This is a genomic window from Ochrobactrum soli (assembly GCF_003664555.1).
GTDB classification, from domain to species: domain Bacteria; phylum Pseudomonadota; class Alphaproteobacteria; order Rhizobiales; family Rhizobiaceae; genus Brucella; species Brucella teleogrylli.
This window is the reverse complement of the sequence record NZ_RCHH01000012.1, coordinates 1-14,874: the sequence shown is the minus strand read 5'-3', so window position 1 is coordinate 14,874 and position 14,874 is coordinate 1. Positions and strand designations below refer to the sequence as shown.

The window sequence follows — 14,874 nt, the reverse complement described above, 5'->3', positions numbered from 1 at the left end:
CCAGAGTCTACAACCGGCTTCAGCAAGCCTTGTATGAAATCAAATATACACAATGTATTTTTCTTGTCGACTAAAATTTCAATTGCAACTACGATCTAATCACCATCACAAAGGTTATTGCGGATAACGGCGTGAAAGCATGCCTCCCGGCTCTTCCCGCCCGCCCCTTTCAATAAAGGACACGCCATGAGCAAAGCACCATCCAGCCAATCGGCAAACCGGTCTGAGGGCCAATCTGCCGACCGCAAGAAGGGCTCGGGCGTCAAGATGGTCTATGATGTGCTGCGCGATGAAATCATCGATCTTTCGCTCGCCCCCGGCAGCCCCATCGATGAGAACCAGCTGGCCGAACGCTTTGCCATGTCGCGCACGCCGATCCGCGAGGCGCTTGTGAGGCTTGCCAGCGACGGGCTGGTGACGACGCTCCCCAACCGCTCGACGGTGGTTTCGAATATCGACTTTCTGAGCCTGCCTGCCTTTTTCGACGCGATCACCCTGATGTACCGCGTCACGACGCGGCTTGCCGCACGCCACCGCACCAAAGCGGACCTCAAGATCATCCGCGCCCATCAGGAAGATTTTGCCAGGGCCGTGCGGGCGCAGAACGCGCTGGACATGATTTCGACCAATCGCGATTTTCATGCGGCGATCGCCGAGGCCGGGCGCAATCCGTTCTATACGAGTTTTTTCGCACGCCTTCTTGATGAAGGCCGCCGTTTGCTGCGCCTTTATTATTCGTCTTTCTCGGACCAGCTGCCGGAACAATATGTGACGGAACATGAAGACATGATCCGCGCCATTGAAGAGCAGGATGTCGAAACAGCAGACCGGCTCGGCAAGGCGCATGGCGACCAGATCGTACAGCAGATCCGCAAGCTGATCGCCGAAGACCGGCGCGATGTGATGGAACTCTGATCAGCCGCCATTCACCAGCGCGAGGACAAGCTGCTGCACATTGCCGCCATTGCCCATCTCGACACGGTCGAAATCGCGGCCTTGCGCGCGTTGCACGGCAACCAGATCGGTGATTTCCTTGATCAGCACCTTGCGCATTTTCTGGCATTTCGGATCGTTGGGCACGGAAAGTCCAACCGTGCGGCGCACGATTTCCCGCGTCATGTCCTTGGCGCTGTCGCCATGCACCAGCTCGTGCTTGCGGATGCCTTCGATGAAGACGTCCCAGTTTTCGCGCACCGGCGACGGCAGCTTTTGTGACGGCTTCGGCAGCGTATAGGTGATCTTCAGCTTCGGTTTTGCCGACAGAATCGTGCAGCCATTGTTGCTGTTATCGAATTTGCGGTCCCAGGTCAGCACATAGCTCGTATGGGCGATCACCCGTCCAATCCCGATCTTCGGCCCACGCTGGCCAATGGATCGATAGAGATCAATGCCGGTCTGCCCGGTAATGGCGTAAGGCTTGACCTCTTCGACGGCCTTCCAGTCGTCTTCAGCATAAGCGGGCACCGCCGCGAGCAGTGCAAGAATTGCCAGTCCAACGATTTTCTTCACGACCACCCCATCAACAACAAGATGCCGGGCAACTTACAGGAGCGGATTGCATTGCAGAAGCCATGCTTTTCGTTTGCCGAAAACTATTGTCCACAGTGACGGGAATCGAAGGAGATTGACTCCCGCCACCCATCATCGTTTGATCGCATCATGCATGGGGGTTCTGCGGGGTGGCATTTTTGCCGGAGCAAGGAAAAACCATCTCATTCAAACAAGAAAATGGAGTTGCGTTGTGCTCAAATCCACCAGACGGGGAATAATTCATCTTGCCTTAGCTCTTGCCGCCACCACGGCGATCGGCACTTTCGCTACCGCAGCGGAAGCCAAGGACAAGATCCTCCTGATCATCAACGGCGCCCTCGGCGACAAATCATTCTTTGATTCCGCCGCCAAGGGCATGAAGATGATCAAGGACAAATATGGCGACGAGGTAGAGACCAAGATTCTCGAAATCGGCGACGATCCGACCAAGTGGGAGCCGGTCTTCCTCGACGCGTCCGAACAGGACTGGGACCTGATCATCGGCGGCACCTATCAAATGTCGGAAACCGTCGGTTCGGTCGCCAAGCAGTATCCGGACAAGAAATACGTTCTTTACGATGCGAGCGTGCCTTATGAGGAAGGCGGCTATGACAACGTCTATTCCATCCAGTACAAGCAGAACGAGGGTTCCTATCTCGGCGGCATGCTGGCGGCTTCGCTGCTGAAAGACGGCAAGCTTGGCGATACGGGCAAGAATCTCGGCTTCCTCGGCGGCATGGATATTCCGGTCATCAACGATTTCCTCGCTGGCTATATTGCAGGCGCACAGTCGGTCACGCCGGATGTGAAGATCGCCATTTCCTATGCCGGTTCATTCATGGATGCCGCCAAGGGCAAGGAACTCGGCCTCGCGCAATATCGCTCCGATGTGGCGCTTGGCTTTGTGGTCGCGTCGCAGACCGGCCTCGGCCAGCTTTCGGCTGCCAAGGAAACCGGCAAATATGTACTCGGCGTCGATTCCGATCAGGAAGCGATCTTCAAGGACAGCGACCCGGCCATTGCCAAGCAGGTTGTCAGCTCCGTGCTGAAAAACGTCGATGTCAGCCTCTTGCAGGCCTATGATCGCTTCAAGGCAGGCGACCTGCCTTTCGGCAAGGCGGAAGCGCTTGGCCTGAAGGAAGGCGCAGTTGGCATCGTGATGGATGGCAACATGGCGACCATGGCCAGCCAGGAAACCAAGGATGCCATCAAGAAGGCCTCCGACGAGATTTCCGAAGGAAAGATCACGGTTCCGACCGGCTTTGGGCTCAGCACTGAAGACCTCAATGCCATGCGCAACAAGGTTCGTCCCTGATCGTGGCAAATCAAGCTGAAACACATGAAGGCGGCGATGCTATCGTCGCCTTCCGCGATGTGAGCAAGGTCTATCCGAACGGCACGGTTGCGCTGCGCGACGTGTCGTTTTCGATCCGCGCCGGATCGATCCACGCCATTTGCGGCGAGAACGGCGCTGGCAAATCCACGCTCATGAAAATCCTGTTCGGCATTGAAAATGCCACGGCGGGAGAAATCGTCGTGGATGGCCAGCATATCGCATCATGGTCGCCGGAAGATGCCGCCGCGAAGGGCATCGGCATGGTGCATCAGCATTTCTCACTGGTGCCGACATTGACCGTTACGGAAAACATCATTCTCGGCCATGAACCGGTAAAGGCCGGACTGATCGACCGCGTTGCCGCGCGCAAAATGGTCGATGAACTGATGCAGCAATATGACCTGCATGCCGACCCGGATGCGATCACGGGCACACTATCCGTCGCAGCCCAGCAGAAGGTCGAAATCCTGAAGGCGCTGGCGCGCCGCACACGCCTGCTAATCCTCGACGAACCGACTGCCGTTCTCTCTCCGCCGGAGATCGAGGAACTGATGCGACGGCTGAAAAGCCTGCGCGACGACGGCATCACCATTCTTTTCATTTCGCACAAGCTGAACGAAGTGCGCGAACTGGCGGAAAGCGTCACCGTGCTGCGCGCCGGTGCTGTAACCGGCACGGAAAAGCTTGCCGATGTGCCCGACGATGCCATCATGCAGATGGTGATGGGCCATGCCGTCGACATTCCAAAACGCGCCCACAAGACCGGCCCGACCAGAACCGTTCTCGCCATGAATGGCGTGACGACCAAGGCGCCCGATCCTGCCGACCGCATCAACGATATCAACCTCACCATTGGTGCAGGCGAAATCGTCGGCGTTGCGGGTGTGGATGGCAGCGGCCAGCGCGGCCTCGTCTCCGTCCTGTCCGGTCTGGCGGAAGCATCCAGCGGCACGATCAGTCTCAACGACGCAAACATGCTTCGCGCCGACACGGCCAGCTGGCGCAAAAAGGGCCTTGCCTATCTTCCTGCCGACCGTTTTTCGCAAGGCGGCGCGCCCGGCCTGTCGCTGGCGGAAAATGCCATCGCCGGAACCGACCGCAACTCCGATACGGATCGCGGACCCTTCCTGCGCTGGAATGCGATCAAGACGCGCGTACAGGGCATGATCAAGCGCTATTCCGTGCGCGCCGGCGCGATTACGGAGCGGCTCGATTCCCTTTCCGGCGGCAATGCGCAAAAGCTGATTGCAGCGCGCGAGCTGGCAACCAATCCGAAATTTCTCATCGCCGATCAGCCGACGCGCGGCATCGACGTTTCGGCGGCAGCCTTCCTGCATCGCCGCATCGATGAAGTGGCGCAGGGCGGCTGCGCGGTGCTGCTGGTCAGCGCCGATCTCGATGAATTGCTGCGTCTCAGCGACCGTGTCGTTGTGCTTTTCAACGGGCGCATCGTTGCCCATCTCGAAAACGGGCCCGACATCACGCCTGCGACGCTCGGCCCCTATATGCTCGGAACCAAGGTGGCTGCCTGATGCGCAAAATTCTGGCTTCCCTCGTTCCGTTCTTCCTGACCGTGCTGGTCATTGCCGTCATTATGGCCGTGCTGCTGGTGCCGCTGGCGCTGATGCAGGATGACCCGGCGGCGATTCTGAAGACGTTTTTCCTCGGCCCCTTCGGCAGCATCCGCCATATGGGCAATATGGTGGAAGCGGCAACGCCGATCATGCTGACCGGGCTTGCCATCACCATCATGTTCCGCTCCGGCTTGTTCAATCTCGGTGCCGAAAGCGGCTTCTTTCTGGGCGCGCTCGGCGCGGTGACGGGTGCCGTGCTGATCCCGTCGCTCGGCTGGTTCTCGCTGCCTGTCGCCATTCTGTGCGGCGCGGTTGCGGGCAGCTTTGCCTGCACCATTCCGGCGGCTTTGCGCCTGCGCTACGGCGCATCGGAAATGGTGACCTCGCTGGTGTTGAACTATGCCTTCCTGTTCCTCGGCCTGTTCGTGCTGAATTATGTCATCCGCGATCCGGCTGCGGGCGGTATGATGTCCTACAGAATTCCGCCCGAGGCCAAGCTCGACCGGCTGCTGGCGGGCACGCGCCTCAACAGCGGCTCGATCATCGCCATTCTGGCCTGTATCGCGGGCGGCATCTGGCTTTACTGGACGCGCTCCGGCCTTAATATCCGCATTGCGGGCTCCAGCCCCGGCTTCGCCAATCATCTCGGCCTACCGCTGAAACGTATCATCATGCGGGCGCAGATTGTCGGCGGTCTGGTGGCGGGCATGGCAGGGGCGCTCGAAGTGCTGGGCCTCCATGCGCGCTTTTCCTGGCTGGACCTGCCCGGCTATGGCTGGACCGGCCTTGTCGTCGCCATTCTGGCGCGGGAAAACCCGTTCATGCTCATCCCGGCTGCCCTGTTCCTCGGTTTCGTTCAGGTGGGCGGCGATCTTCTCGCCCGCAACATGAATATTCCGACCGAGGTGGTGGGACTGGTAACAGCGGCCATCATGGTGGGTGCCACGGCCAGCGTCATCCATAACCATCCGACCGTGCTGCGGCTGATCCGAAGCCTGCGCAATCGTGAAGGCGAACAAGCCGGAGTGCAGCCATGAGCACCGTTCTCGCACAAATTCTCGATCCGTCCTTCATCGGCACGATCCTGCGTGTGGCGACGCCGCTTCTGCTGGCAGCGCTTGGCGTGATGATTTCCGACCGCGCCGGTGTTCTGAACATCGGCATGGAAGGCATGATGCTTGCGGCGGCGCTCATCGCCGTTCTGGCCAGTGCCGCAACGGGAAGCCCGGCCATCGGCCTTTTGGCCGCGCTGATTGCAGGCGCGCTTCTCGGCTGGATCATGTCGGTTTCGGTCAACCGTCTCGGCACCGACCTCATCATGACCGGCATTGCGCTCAACATTGCGGCGGCGGCGGCAACCACGCTCGGCCTTTATCTGGCGACCGGCGACAAGGGCATGTCGGGCGCGCTGAAAAGCGGCGCATTGCCAAGCCTGCCGGTGCCTTTCATCGGCAATATTCATGTGCTGACCTTCGCCGCCCTTCTGGCCGTCCCCGCGGTCAGCCTGCTGATGATGCGCACCCGTTTCGGCCTGCATCTGCGCGCCACCGGCGTCGATCCCAAATCGGCGCGCGCCGCAGGCATTCAGGTCCGGCGCGTGCAGATGCAGGCGCTTGTCCTGTCCGGCCTCTTCGGCGGTGCGGCGGGCGCCTATCTTTCACTGGGCTATGTGACCTGGTTTGCCCAGAACATGACTGCCGGTCGCGGCTTTATCGCGATTGCAGCCGAAGTGATGGGACAGGGAACGGCATGGGGCACGCTTGTCGCGAGCCTTGTACTGGCGGCTGCGGAATCGCTTGCCATCACGCTGCAAAGTCTCGGACTGCCGTTCGAACTGATGCAGATGATCCCCTATCTCGTTCCGGTGGTCGTGCTGACGATCCATGCCGCCCGCAAGCAGCGGCGCGCACGGCAATTGAAGAACTCCTGACATGCATGAAAATGAGAAGAACATGAAGGCTTGGGAACTGACCCGCGATCTGCTGCGCGACACCAAACCCGTGGTGCGGACGGCGGAAGAACAGACATGGGATGCGAGCGCCGTCATGAAGGCGCAGGACGATCTCATGGCCATGTTCTGGAAAAGCAATGTGCCCGGATCGGCAGCACCCGAATGCCTGATGGCAGGCGCGCTGCAATCGCTCGAAAACAAGGGCTATGTGCTGGAACCCTATGCAGAGCTTCTCAGCGATGGGCTGGCAGCGCTTGAGCGCGGCGATTTCGAAACGCTCTACCGGATCGACATGCGCCTGCGCGTGCTGATGCGGGCAGCAACGCCCGACCCGAACCACATTTCGCAGAAGACAGTGCGATATGGGTCGTGGGAGGAGTTCGACGCCGCCGTCCAATGGCCGGATGATGTGCTCTACGCTGTGCATTCAGACGATTTCCGCGACCGCACCGCAGCCGCATGGATGGCGCAACTGGTGGGCGCAGCAGCTGGAACCGCACTGGAAGGCTATACGGCTGAAAACATCATGGAGGTTTTCGGCCCGATCCGCGATTATGTGCGTGAGCCCAACACCTATAATGACGATATCACCTTCGAAATCGCCTTTCTGGAAGCCTTTGGCGACAAGGGTTCCGCTGTCACCAGCCGCGACATTGCCGAGCGCTGGACTGCGCTGATCCCGCTTGGCTGGTCGGCGGAAGCCATCGCGCTTTCCAATATGCGCCGTGGCCTGACGCCGCCGGAAACCGGCACATCAGACAATCCATTCGATGAATGGATCGGCGCGCAGATGCGTGGCACCATTTGCGGCATGGTTGTGCCCGGTCGCGCCCGCGAAGCGGCACGGCTTGCATGGATGGACGCCGAAATCTCCCATGCCGGTAACGGCATTCTGGGCGAGGTGTTCAACGCCGTCATGGCCGCCCGCGCTTTTGCGGAGAGAGACACGCGCGAACTGCTTGTCTCAACGATTGGGCTGTTTTCAACCGAAACGGAATATGGCGCTGTTCTGGCCTTCGCGCTTGATGCCTGCCATTCCGCACGCAACTGGCAGGATGCATGGGCGAAATGCGATGCGGAATATGCCGAATATAACTGGATCCACGTCTATCCGAATGCGGCGGCTCAGGTTATCGCCTTGTGGTTCGGCGAAGGCGATTTCGACCGCACGCTCGAAATCGTGTGCGGCATTGGTCACGACGTCGACTGCAACGCCGCGCAGATCCTGAGCATGATCGCCATCCAGCACGGCTCCGGTATCATCGCGGAACGTTGGTCGAAGCCGCTTTTGGCCGACGACATCGTCACCTATATGCGCCGCCCGGCGAAAATCTCTTTCGAAGCGCTTGTCGACCAGACGGTCGATGCAGCGCGCAACGCTCTTTAATTCCCCTATTAGGAACCCTAACATGGCCCGTAAAATCATTATCGATACCGATCCCGGTCAGGACGACGCCGTTGCCATTCTGCTGGCGCTCGCAAGCCCGGAGCTGGACATTCTCGGCATTACCGCCGTTGCGGGCAACGGCCCGCTGGCACGCACGGAAATCAATGCACGCACCATCTGCGAAGTGGCGAAGAAGCCGGACACCAAGGTGTTTGCAGGTTCCATCCGCCCGCTGGTACGCCCGCTTGTGACCGCCGAAAACGTCCATGGCAAGACCGGTCTCGACGGCTATGATCTGCCCAAGCCGACCATGCCACTGCAGGCGCAGCACGGCGTCGATTTCATCATCGAAACGCTGATGAAAGAGGAACCGGGCACTGTCACGCTTTGCCCGCTTGGACCGCTGACCAACATCGCCTCCGCGCTGATCCGCGAACCGAAGATCGCCGAACGCGTCAAGGAAATCGTGCTGATGGGCGGCGGCTATTTCGAAGGCGGCAACATCACGCCTTCGGCGGAATTCAACATCTATGTCGACCCGCATGCCGCAGCGGTTGTGTTCAAATCCGGCATCCAGATCACCATGCTGCCGCTCGATGTGACGCACAAAGTGCTGACCACCGAAAAGCGCATCGCCGCCATTCGCGGTCTCGGCACCCATGTCGGCGAAGTCGTCGCGGCATGGCTCGAATTCTTCGAGCGCTATGACGAGGCAAAATACGGCACCGATGGCGGCCCGCTGCATGATCCGAACGTGATCGCCTATCTGTTGAAGCCTGAGCTTTATTCCGGTCGCCATTGCAATGTGGAAATCGAGATCAATTCGGAGCTGACCATCGGCGAAACCGTCGTCGACTGGTGGGAAGTGACCGACCGCCCGAAGAACGCGCTCTTCATCAAGGATGTCGATGCGGATGGTTTCTTCACGCTTTTGACGGAACGTCTGGCGACGCTCTGATCCCTCGTCAAAACAAAAAAAGCCGCGCTGGTCCAGCCAGCGCGGCTTGCAGTTTGACGAGTGAAACTCAGGCGCTGGCGATCAGCGCTTCCACTTCGTGCGCGGTCGGTGCTGCCGCACCAGCACCTGCCCGCGTGACTGCTATCGCGCCCGAGGCGGACGCGAAACGCACGCAATCATGCAGCGATTTTCCGTCCGCATAGGCGACGGCAAAGCCACCATTGAAACTGTCCCCGGCAGCGACCGTATCCACGACCTTGACCTTGAACGGCTCGAAATGCCGGACCTCATCCGCCGTGACCAGCAGCGCCCCACGGCTGCCGAGCTTGAGAATAACGGTCCTGGGGCCGCGTTCCAGAAGGTTGCGGCCCGCCGCTTCTGCCGAGGCCAGATCGGTTGGCTCAATGCCAGTGATTTCGGCGGCTTCCGTCTCGTTTGGTGAGATGATATCGCAAAGTGCGATCAGGTCCGCCATGCGGCTGGCATCGCCAACCGGCGCCGGATCGAACAGCACCTGACCGCCGGAAGCCCTTACCGCCCGTGCAACAGCCAGATTAACCTCATGCGGCACTTCGCGCTGCAAAAGGGTGATCTTCGCCTTGGCAATATCGGCAGCATAAGCGTCGATATCGGCTGCCGACCAATGCGCATTGGCACCCGCACAAACCGCAATCGTGTTCTGCCCGGCCTCGTCAACCTGAATGATCGCCATGCCCGTATCGACACCATCGGTCACACGCACGCCATCCGTATTGAGCCCGAAATCCTGCATCTGCTTGACGGCCAGATCACCGAAGGCATCATTGCCCACCGCGCCGACAAAACGCACATCGCCGCCAAGCTTGGCGACAGCCACAGCCTGATTGGCGCCCTTGCCGCCGAGACCGATGCCATAGCCCGATGCATTCACCGTCTGCCCCGGACGAGGCAGCGCCGCCATGCGGGCGCTGACATCCACATTCACACTGCCGAAAATAAAAATCTTCAACGGCTTCCTCCATAGAACTTTAGGGCACCATAGAGCATTTCCAGCAAAAGTGCGAAGCGGTTTTGCGTAGGATAATGCGCAAAAACAAATAGATAGAGCGAAGAAAACTTCCATGTCGGCAGTTCTGTCATGCACAGACAGAAAAGCCGCGAGACGATCCCGCGGCTTTTCTTCAATCATGGCACAAGCGGCTTATTCGGCTTTCAGGAAATCGCCGACTTCCAGCAGCACGAATTCATTGTCGTCCACCTTGTCGAGCGAACGGCCAGCCGAGAACGGCAGATTGTTGTCGTTGCCTACGATGATATGGGTATCGTCTACGCGATCGACATTTTCGATGGTCAGGAATGGCATGTCGTAAATGGCGTCATGACCGCCCTGACGGCGCTTGTTGTCCGGGTCGGCAATGGCCAGCAGGTCGATATAGCCGATCTTGCGCACTTCCTTGCCGACATTGCTGTCGTCGAAGGAAATCTTGTAAATGCGCTTCACCTTGGACGGCACGTCGAAGCAATCGGCTTGCGGCTTCTTCAGATCGGCACAGGCCTTTTCCGCAACACCAACGCCGTTGTCACGCTCGATCACCAGACCCGTGCTGGCGTCCAGCATGTTGAAATCGCCAATTGCTTCGCCGCCATCGGCCAGAGGATAGAGCCATGAACGACCCGTCCATTTCTTGTCGGCCACGCTGAACTCGATGATACGCAGGCCGGTCTTGCCGCTTTCGGTCTTTTCCGGCGCGCCATCGACGAAAAGCGGGCCTTCGAGAAGACCATAAAGCTTCGAACCATCCTTCGACATGGCAAGGCCTTCGAAGCCACCCGAACGCTTCAGATTGTATGCCGGAAGTTTGAGGCTCGGATTGGCAGGCAAAGCGAGCTTCGGATTGTCCGGCGAAACGACCGGCGTTTCACCCACCTGCGTCGCGAATACGTCGGTCAGTTTGCCTTCAGTATCGAACTTCAAAAGGAAGGGACCAAATTCCTCGCCCACCCAGAAACCATCCGCCACCGGCTGGATCGATTCCACGTCGAAATCGGCCCCGGTCAGATAGCGCTTTTCCGCGCCTTCCATGACAATCGGAAACGGCGCCTTCTTGTTCGGATCGGAGAGGAACAGGGTTTTTACCCGCTCGACCTTGCCATTGTCCCAGTCGAATTTCACATTGTGCAGCATCAGCATGGCATCGGGCGAGTTGAGCTTCGACCCAAAACCATTGTCCGACAGCGTCCAGAAGCTGCCGTCTTCCATGGTCTTGATGCCGGAAAAGCCCTGCACCGGCTGGCCGTCGAAAGGAAGCGAAAGGCCGGTTTTGCGCACGCCATCCTTGCCCTCGATCGTGCCGATGCCCTCGGCGCGTTTGCGGTCGGCGGTGGTGAACTTGCCGGAGGTCTTCAAATGATCTGCCGCATCATCCGGTGCCGCGATAACCGTGTTGGCTGGCAGGATCGCGTGAGCCTTGAGTGTGGCCGGAAAGGCTTTTTCCTCAGCCGAGGCCGGTGCGATGGTGAAAGCCAGCAGGCTAGCGAGAAGGGTCGAAGTGCCTAAAGAGCGATGCATGGAATGTCCCCGTTGCGATTGAGCAATGCGCATGGGTAAGCAAGCTTCGTGACAGGTGCTTGACTGTCCAATGAAGCTTTGAAGACTTCCGTGCTGAGAGAGGAAAAACTAACTTCGTAAGCCTGGAATATTTTTCCTCTATTCGGCGGGCAACTATGGCGCTAATTTCCTGCGTCGCTGCATGAGGGAAAAAATGACCGACAATTCGTCCGTTCGCCGCAATATTCTTATCCTGACGATGGCACAGGCGCTCGGCGCGTCGAGCCCGCCCATCGTCATCTCGCTTGGCGGTCTTGTCGGGCAGAAATTGTCGTCTGATCCAGCCCTTGTCACCCTGCCCGTCAGCCTGTTCAATCTGGGGCTCGCGCTTGGCACATTGCCTGCCGCATTTTTCATGCGCCAACTCGGACGGCGCAATGCCTATATGCTCGGCGCACTTGTCGGCGTGGCGGCGGGGTTGATCGCAGCCGCAGGCATTTTCTCGGCATCGTTCCTGATCTTCTGCCTTGGCACGCTGACGGCGGGTCTCTACGCCGCCTATGTGCAAAGCTATCGCTTTGCCGCCGCAGACGCCGCCAGCGGCGACATGAAGGCCAAAGCAATTTCCTATGTGATGGTCGGCGGTCTTATCGCCGCAATCGTCGGCCCGCAATTGGTGATCTGGACGCGCGATACCATCCCCGACGCCATGTTCGCGGGCAGTTTTCTGAGCCAGGCGGTGCTTGGCCTCCTGGCATTGCCGGTGCTGTTCATGCTGCGCGCGCCCAAGGCCGTCAAAGCAGCCAATGCCAACAACGATACCGGCAGACCCCTGATTGAGATTCTGAAAATGCCACGCTTCATCCTGTCGGTGGCGGCTGGCGTCTGCTCCTATGCCCTGATGACCTTCGTGATGACGGCAGCACCTATCGCCATGGTCGGCCATGGCCATTCGGTGGACCACGCGGCGCTTGGCATTCAGTGGCACGTGCTGGCTATGTTTGGACCGAGCTTCTTCACCGGCAAACTGATCGCCCGCTATGGCAAGGAGAAGATCACCGCGCTCGGGCTTATCCTGATCGCCGGGGCCGCAGCCGTCGCGCTCGGCGGCTTCGATGTCGGCCATTTCTGGTTTGCACTGATCTTGCTTGGCATCGGCTGGAATTTCGGCTTCATCGGTGCCACCGCGATGGTCACCGACTGCCACACGCCCGCCGAACGCGGCAAGGCACAAGGCGCCAACGATTTCATCATGTTCGGAACGGTTGCCTGCGCGTCGTTCTTCGCGGGATCGCTGCTGCACGCTTCCGGTTGGGAAACCATCAACTGGCTGGTTTTCCCCGCTGTCGCGCTGGTGCTTGTGCCGCTGATCCTGCGCCTGAAACCCAAGGTCGTGACACAATAATCAGCTTGGCAAACAAGCACACTATCGTGACTTGGACTTAGTTTCGCCAGAAGCTATCTCTACTGAAATGCACCGATCCGATTCCGTCGGAACGGTGTTCTATTTTAATTTCCTAATCATTGATGGACGCCGCATACTCAAGTTTTTGAACGCCAGGCGAACCGCTGGAATGAGACTATGATCAACGATCTTACCGACGAAATGTTCTGGCTGTTCACCATCGGTGTCTGCATCCTGTTCTTCATCCGCCTGCTGTCGCCGCCCCCGGCAATGCGCAGCAAGACATCCGCGCAGACGCTTCCGCGCCCGCGTTGGCGTTCACGGCGCAGGGCTTTCCGCGAGCGCTGGATGGCGCGCAGCAAGGACGCGCAGCGTCCTAACGCATAAAGATCAGCGCCATGCCGACCACGGCAAAGGCGGCCCCGAGCCATGCGCCCGCTGCCGGGCGCTCGCCTGTTCGAAGCCAAAGCAGCGGCAATATGATGACGGGTGTTGTAGCCGAAATGGTCGAGACAATGCCCGCTTTCCCGCCCGACAAGGCAAAAAGCAGCAAGGTCATGCCGACGCCAAGCGACAGGAAGCCGGTCAGGGCCGTCATCGCTCCAACCCGCCAGTTGAGCGGATTGCGGGGCTTGACGGCTGCGAAGGGCAGCTGCATCAAAACCGACAGACAGGTGGCGGCAATACCGACGCGCAACATGGAGCCGACAAACGGGTCGATGCCCGTTTCCATCACCGGACGTGCGATGATCGAGCCGATGGCCTGACCAAGCGCCGACAAAAGCCCGAGGCCGACACCGGCCCACAGCGACCCTTTGATCGTTTCCCATGGATGCTGCTGATTGGCGCGCTTGCCAAAGAAGATCGCCAGCGAAACACCGAAAACCGTGATGACAATACCGAGCACGGCGGTCAGGGAAAGCGTTTCACCCAGCACCAGCCAGCCCAGCAATGCGGTCATTGGCGCATTCATGGCGAACAAAATGCCGGAGCGGCGGGGCCCAAGCCTGTTGAGCGTGATGAAAAGCAGGGTATCGCCCAGAAAAATGCCGATGAAACCTGAAAGCAGCAACGGCAGAACGACATCGCCGGTCAATTGCTGCCATTTTCCGGTGGCAATCACGTAGATGGCGAGCAGGCTCGTCACGAACACCTGGCGCACGCGATTGAAGGCAAGCGCGCCCAAATGACCGGCTGGCCAGGCGGAAATGAGACCCGTCAGTGCCCAGCACGTTGCTGCCCCCGCCGCAGCCAGCTCATAGATCGGCATGTTATTCCTGCAATTTTTAAGAACCCGGCGTTCGGTGCGTCAATCGCCTTCCGCTTTCTATCGGGGCAGGAAAATGCCGTCTATTTCATTCTCGTGAACTGGCTATCACCGAAATCGAACAATAAACGAAACAGCTCTATCGGTAACCCATGTTGCTCATAAGAGGCGCCTTGCTTTTAGATCGTTTCAGACCAGAAGTCGCAAATTGGCTGCTTTGGAACCAAGCGCCGGGTCATATACCCATGAAATAGTTTTCGGTTTGAGTGGTTTGTGATTCACTGTCTCCATTCATTTGAAGGCAATGATGGCTCGTTTTGATTTAACTGATTTCGAATGGTCCGCAATTGAACCGCTTCATCCGACCAAAGTGCATGGTAAGGCCCACGTTGACGCTCGACGTGTTTTGAACCGTATATTCTGGCGGCTGAGAACAGGTGCGCCATGGGCAGATATTCCAGCCCGCTCCGGTCTGTACGACTGTAAATCGCTTCAACAGATGGCGCCATTCAGGGCACCGGGCACGCATTCTCAACGCGATATTAGATGCTTACGACGGCGATATACAGTTGATCGACTGCTCGTCAATCCGCATCCTGAAGAGGTGAGACCTCAAAAAATAGATTCCGTGAATCGATTGCAGGTCGAACGGGTTGCTCCATGAAGCGTGCACAAGCCCTACCGCACGACCGGGATGGTGCATGGATCGAAGCTTTTGGTATTTTCATGGGAGTTTGGTTGCGGGGGCAGGATTTGAACCTGCGGCCTTCAGGTTATGAGCCTGACGAGCTACCGGGCTGCTCCACCCCGCGTTATTAAGTGCGGACCTCAATGGCCCGGGAGCGCAGTCAGGCGTAGCCTGATGAGGTGAGGCCGTTAAAAAATCGATTGAGTATCGATTTTAGGCCGAACGGGCTGCTCCGAGCCTGTCTCACTTAT

Annotated in this window: 13 protein-coding genes, 1 tRNA gene and 1 pseudogene; 10 read left to right on the top strand and 5 right to left on the bottom strand. The window is 58.7% G+C overall.

Annotated features, from left to right (window positions below; all coding sequences use genetic code 11):
- Positions 1-186 precede the first annotated feature (186 nt).
- Positions 187-915: a GntR family transcriptional regulator gene (locus tag D8666_RS17740; protein WP_121538894.1), complete on the top strand. Its 729-nt coding sequence runs from the start codon at positions 187-189 to the stop codon at positions 913-915.
- On the opposite strand, the gene D8666_RS17735 is transcribed toward D8666_RS17740, so the two are convergent.
- Entirely contained in the window at positions 916-1,491 is a 576-nt protein-coding gene (locus D8666_RS17735) for a DUF922 domain-containing Zn-dependent protease (protein ID WP_371830839.1), read from the bottom strand. It abuts the gene before it with no gap.
- Between the two features lie 250 nt (positions 1,492-1,741).
- Between D8666_RS17735 and D8666_RS17730 the strand changes: the two genes are divergently transcribed.
- Genes D8666_RS17730 through D8666_RS17705 form a run of 6 tightly spaced genes read left to right on the top strand, consistent with a single transcriptional unit; the run spans position 1,742 to position 8,736 of the window.
- On the top strand, positions 1,742-2,845 hold the full coding sequence (locus D8666_RS17730; protein ID WP_109367850.1) for a BMP family ABC transporter substrate-binding protein: 1,104 nt from the start codon (positions 1,742-1,744) through the stop codon (positions 2,843-2,845).
- A 2-nt stretch (positions 2,846-2,847) separates the two neighbouring features.
- The gene (locus tag D8666_RS17725) at positions 2,848-4,398 is read left to right on the top strand and encodes an ABC transporter ATP-binding protein (RefSeq protein ID WP_121538893.1); all 1,551 of its coding nucleotides are present in this window, start codon (positions 2,848-2,850) and stop codon (positions 4,396-4,398) included.
- Positions 4,398-5,477, top strand: coding sequence for an ABC transporter permease (locus D8666_RS17720; protein ID WP_121538892.1), 1,080 nt, complete (start codon positions 4,398-4,400; stop codon positions 5,475-5,477). The genes D8666_RS17725 and D8666_RS17720 overlap by 1 nt, the downstream gene beginning before the upstream one ends.
- On the top strand, positions 5,474-6,370 hold the full coding sequence (locus D8666_RS17715) for an ABC transporter permease (RefSeq protein WP_109367853.1): 897 nt from the start codon (positions 5,474-5,476) through the stop codon (positions 6,368-6,370). The genes D8666_RS17720 and D8666_RS17715 overlap by 4 nt, the downstream gene beginning before the upstream one ends.
- Before the next feature lie 22 nt (positions 6,371-6,392).
- Entirely contained in the window at positions 6,393-7,778 is a 1,386-nt protein-coding gene (locus D8666_RS17710) for an ADP-ribosylglycohydrolase family protein (RefSeq protein WP_235859001.1), read from the top strand.
- Between the two features lie 22 nt (positions 7,779-7,800).
- A complete protein-coding gene (locus D8666_RS17705; protein WP_121538891.1) occupies positions 7,801-8,736 on the top strand; it encodes a nucleoside hydrolase in 936 nt (311 codons plus the stop codon).
- A gap of 67 nt (positions 8,737-8,803) precedes the next feature.
- On the opposite strand, the gene rbsK is transcribed toward D8666_RS17705, so the two are convergent.
- Together rbsK and D8666_RS17695 are read right to left on the bottom strand one after the other, a co-directional pair.
- Complete coding sequence (rbsK, locus tag D8666_RS17700) at positions 8,804-9,676, bottom strand: ribokinase (protein ID WP_235859004.1); 873 nt, start codon at positions 9,674-9,676, stop codon at positions 8,804-8,806.
- A 240-nt stretch (positions 9,677-9,916) separates the two neighbouring features.
- On the bottom strand, positions 9,917-11,284 hold the full coding sequence (locus D8666_RS17695; protein ID WP_167836112.1) for an esterase-like activity of phytase family protein: 1,368 nt from the start codon (positions 11,282-11,284) through the stop codon (positions 9,917-9,919).
- 193 nt (positions 11,285-11,477) lie between these two features.
- Here D8666_RS17695 and D8666_RS17690 point away from each other — a divergent pair, with 193 nt between their 5' ends.
- The gene (locus D8666_RS17690; RefSeq protein WP_121538889.1) at positions 11,478-12,668 is read left to right on the top strand and encodes an MFS transporter; all 1,191 of its coding nucleotides are present in this window, start codon (positions 11,478-11,480) and stop codon (positions 12,666-12,668) included.
- 177 nt (positions 12,669-12,845) lie between these two features.
- Positions 12,846-13,055 carry a hypothetical protein gene (locus D8666_RS17685; protein ID WP_109367858.1) on the top strand — a complete coding sequence of 70 codons (210 nt, stop codon included), beginning with the start codon at positions 12,846-12,848 and terminating at the stop codon, positions 13,053-13,055.
- On the opposite strand, the gene D8666_RS17680 is transcribed toward D8666_RS17685, so the two are convergent.
- Positions 13,045-13,938, bottom strand: a complete 894-nt coding sequence (locus D8666_RS17680; protein ID WP_121538888.1) for a DMT family transporter — start codon at positions 13,936-13,938, stop codon at positions 13,045-13,047. The two genes, D8666_RS17685 and D8666_RS17680, sit on opposite strands and share 11 nt — an antisense overlap.
- A 304-nt stretch (positions 13,939-14,242) precedes the next feature.
- Between D8666_RS17680 and D8666_RS17675 the strand changes: the two are divergent.
- Positions 14,243-14,531, top strand: a pseudogene (locus tag D8666_RS17675) (transposase); the annotation flags it as partial.
- A gap of 139 nt (positions 14,532-14,670) precedes the next feature.
- Here the strand turns inward: D8666_RS17675 and D8666_RS17670 are convergent.
- Positions 14,671-14,747 (bottom strand) — tRNA-Met (locus D8666_RS17670).
- Between the last annotated feature and the right edge of the window lie 127 nt (positions 14,748-14,874).

What these genes read in the sequence shown, in the direction of transcription:
- D8666_RS17740 (WP_121538894.1), top strand. Translation starts at nt 187, where the DNA reads ATGAGCAAAGCACCATCCAGCCAATCGGCAAACCGGTCTGAGGGCCAA.
- D8666_RS17720 (WP_121538892.1), top strand. Translation starts at nt 4,398, where the DNA reads ATGCGCAAAATTCTGGCTTCCCTCGTTCCGTTCTTCCTGACCGTGCTG.
- D8666_RS17715 (WP_109367853.1), top strand. Translation starts at nt 5,474, where the DNA reads ATGAGCACCGTTCTCGCACAAATTCTCGATCCGTCCTTCATCGGCACG.
- D8666_RS17710 (WP_235859001.1), top strand. Translation starts at nt 6,393, where the DNA reads ATGAAGGCTTGGGAACTGACCCGCGATCTGCTGCGCGACACCAAACCC.
- D8666_RS17705 (WP_121538891.1), top strand. Translation starts at nt 7,801, where the DNA reads ATGGCCCGTAAAATCATTATCGATACCGATCCCGGTCAGGACGACGCC.
- rbsK (WP_235859004.1), bottom strand. Translation starts at nt 9,676, where the DNA reads ATGGCGGCGCTGCCTCGTCCGGGGCAGACGGTGAATGCATCGGGCTAT.
- D8666_RS17695 (WP_167836112.1), bottom strand. Translation starts at nt 11,284, where the DNA reads ATGCATCGCTCTTTAGGCACTTCGACCCTTCTCGCTAGCCTGCTGGCT.
- D8666_RS17690 (WP_121538889.1), top strand. Translation starts at nt 11,478, where the DNA reads ATGACCGACAATTCGTCCGTTCGCCGCAATATTCTTATCCTGACGATG.
- D8666_RS17685 (WP_109367858.1), top strand. Translation starts at nt 12,846, where the DNA reads ATGATCAACGATCTTACCGACGAAATGTTCTGGCTGTTCACCATCGGT.
- D8666_RS17680 (WP_121538888.1), bottom strand. Translation starts at nt 13,938, where the DNA reads ATGCCGATCTATGAGCTGGCTGCGGCGGGGGCAGCAACGTGCTGGGCA.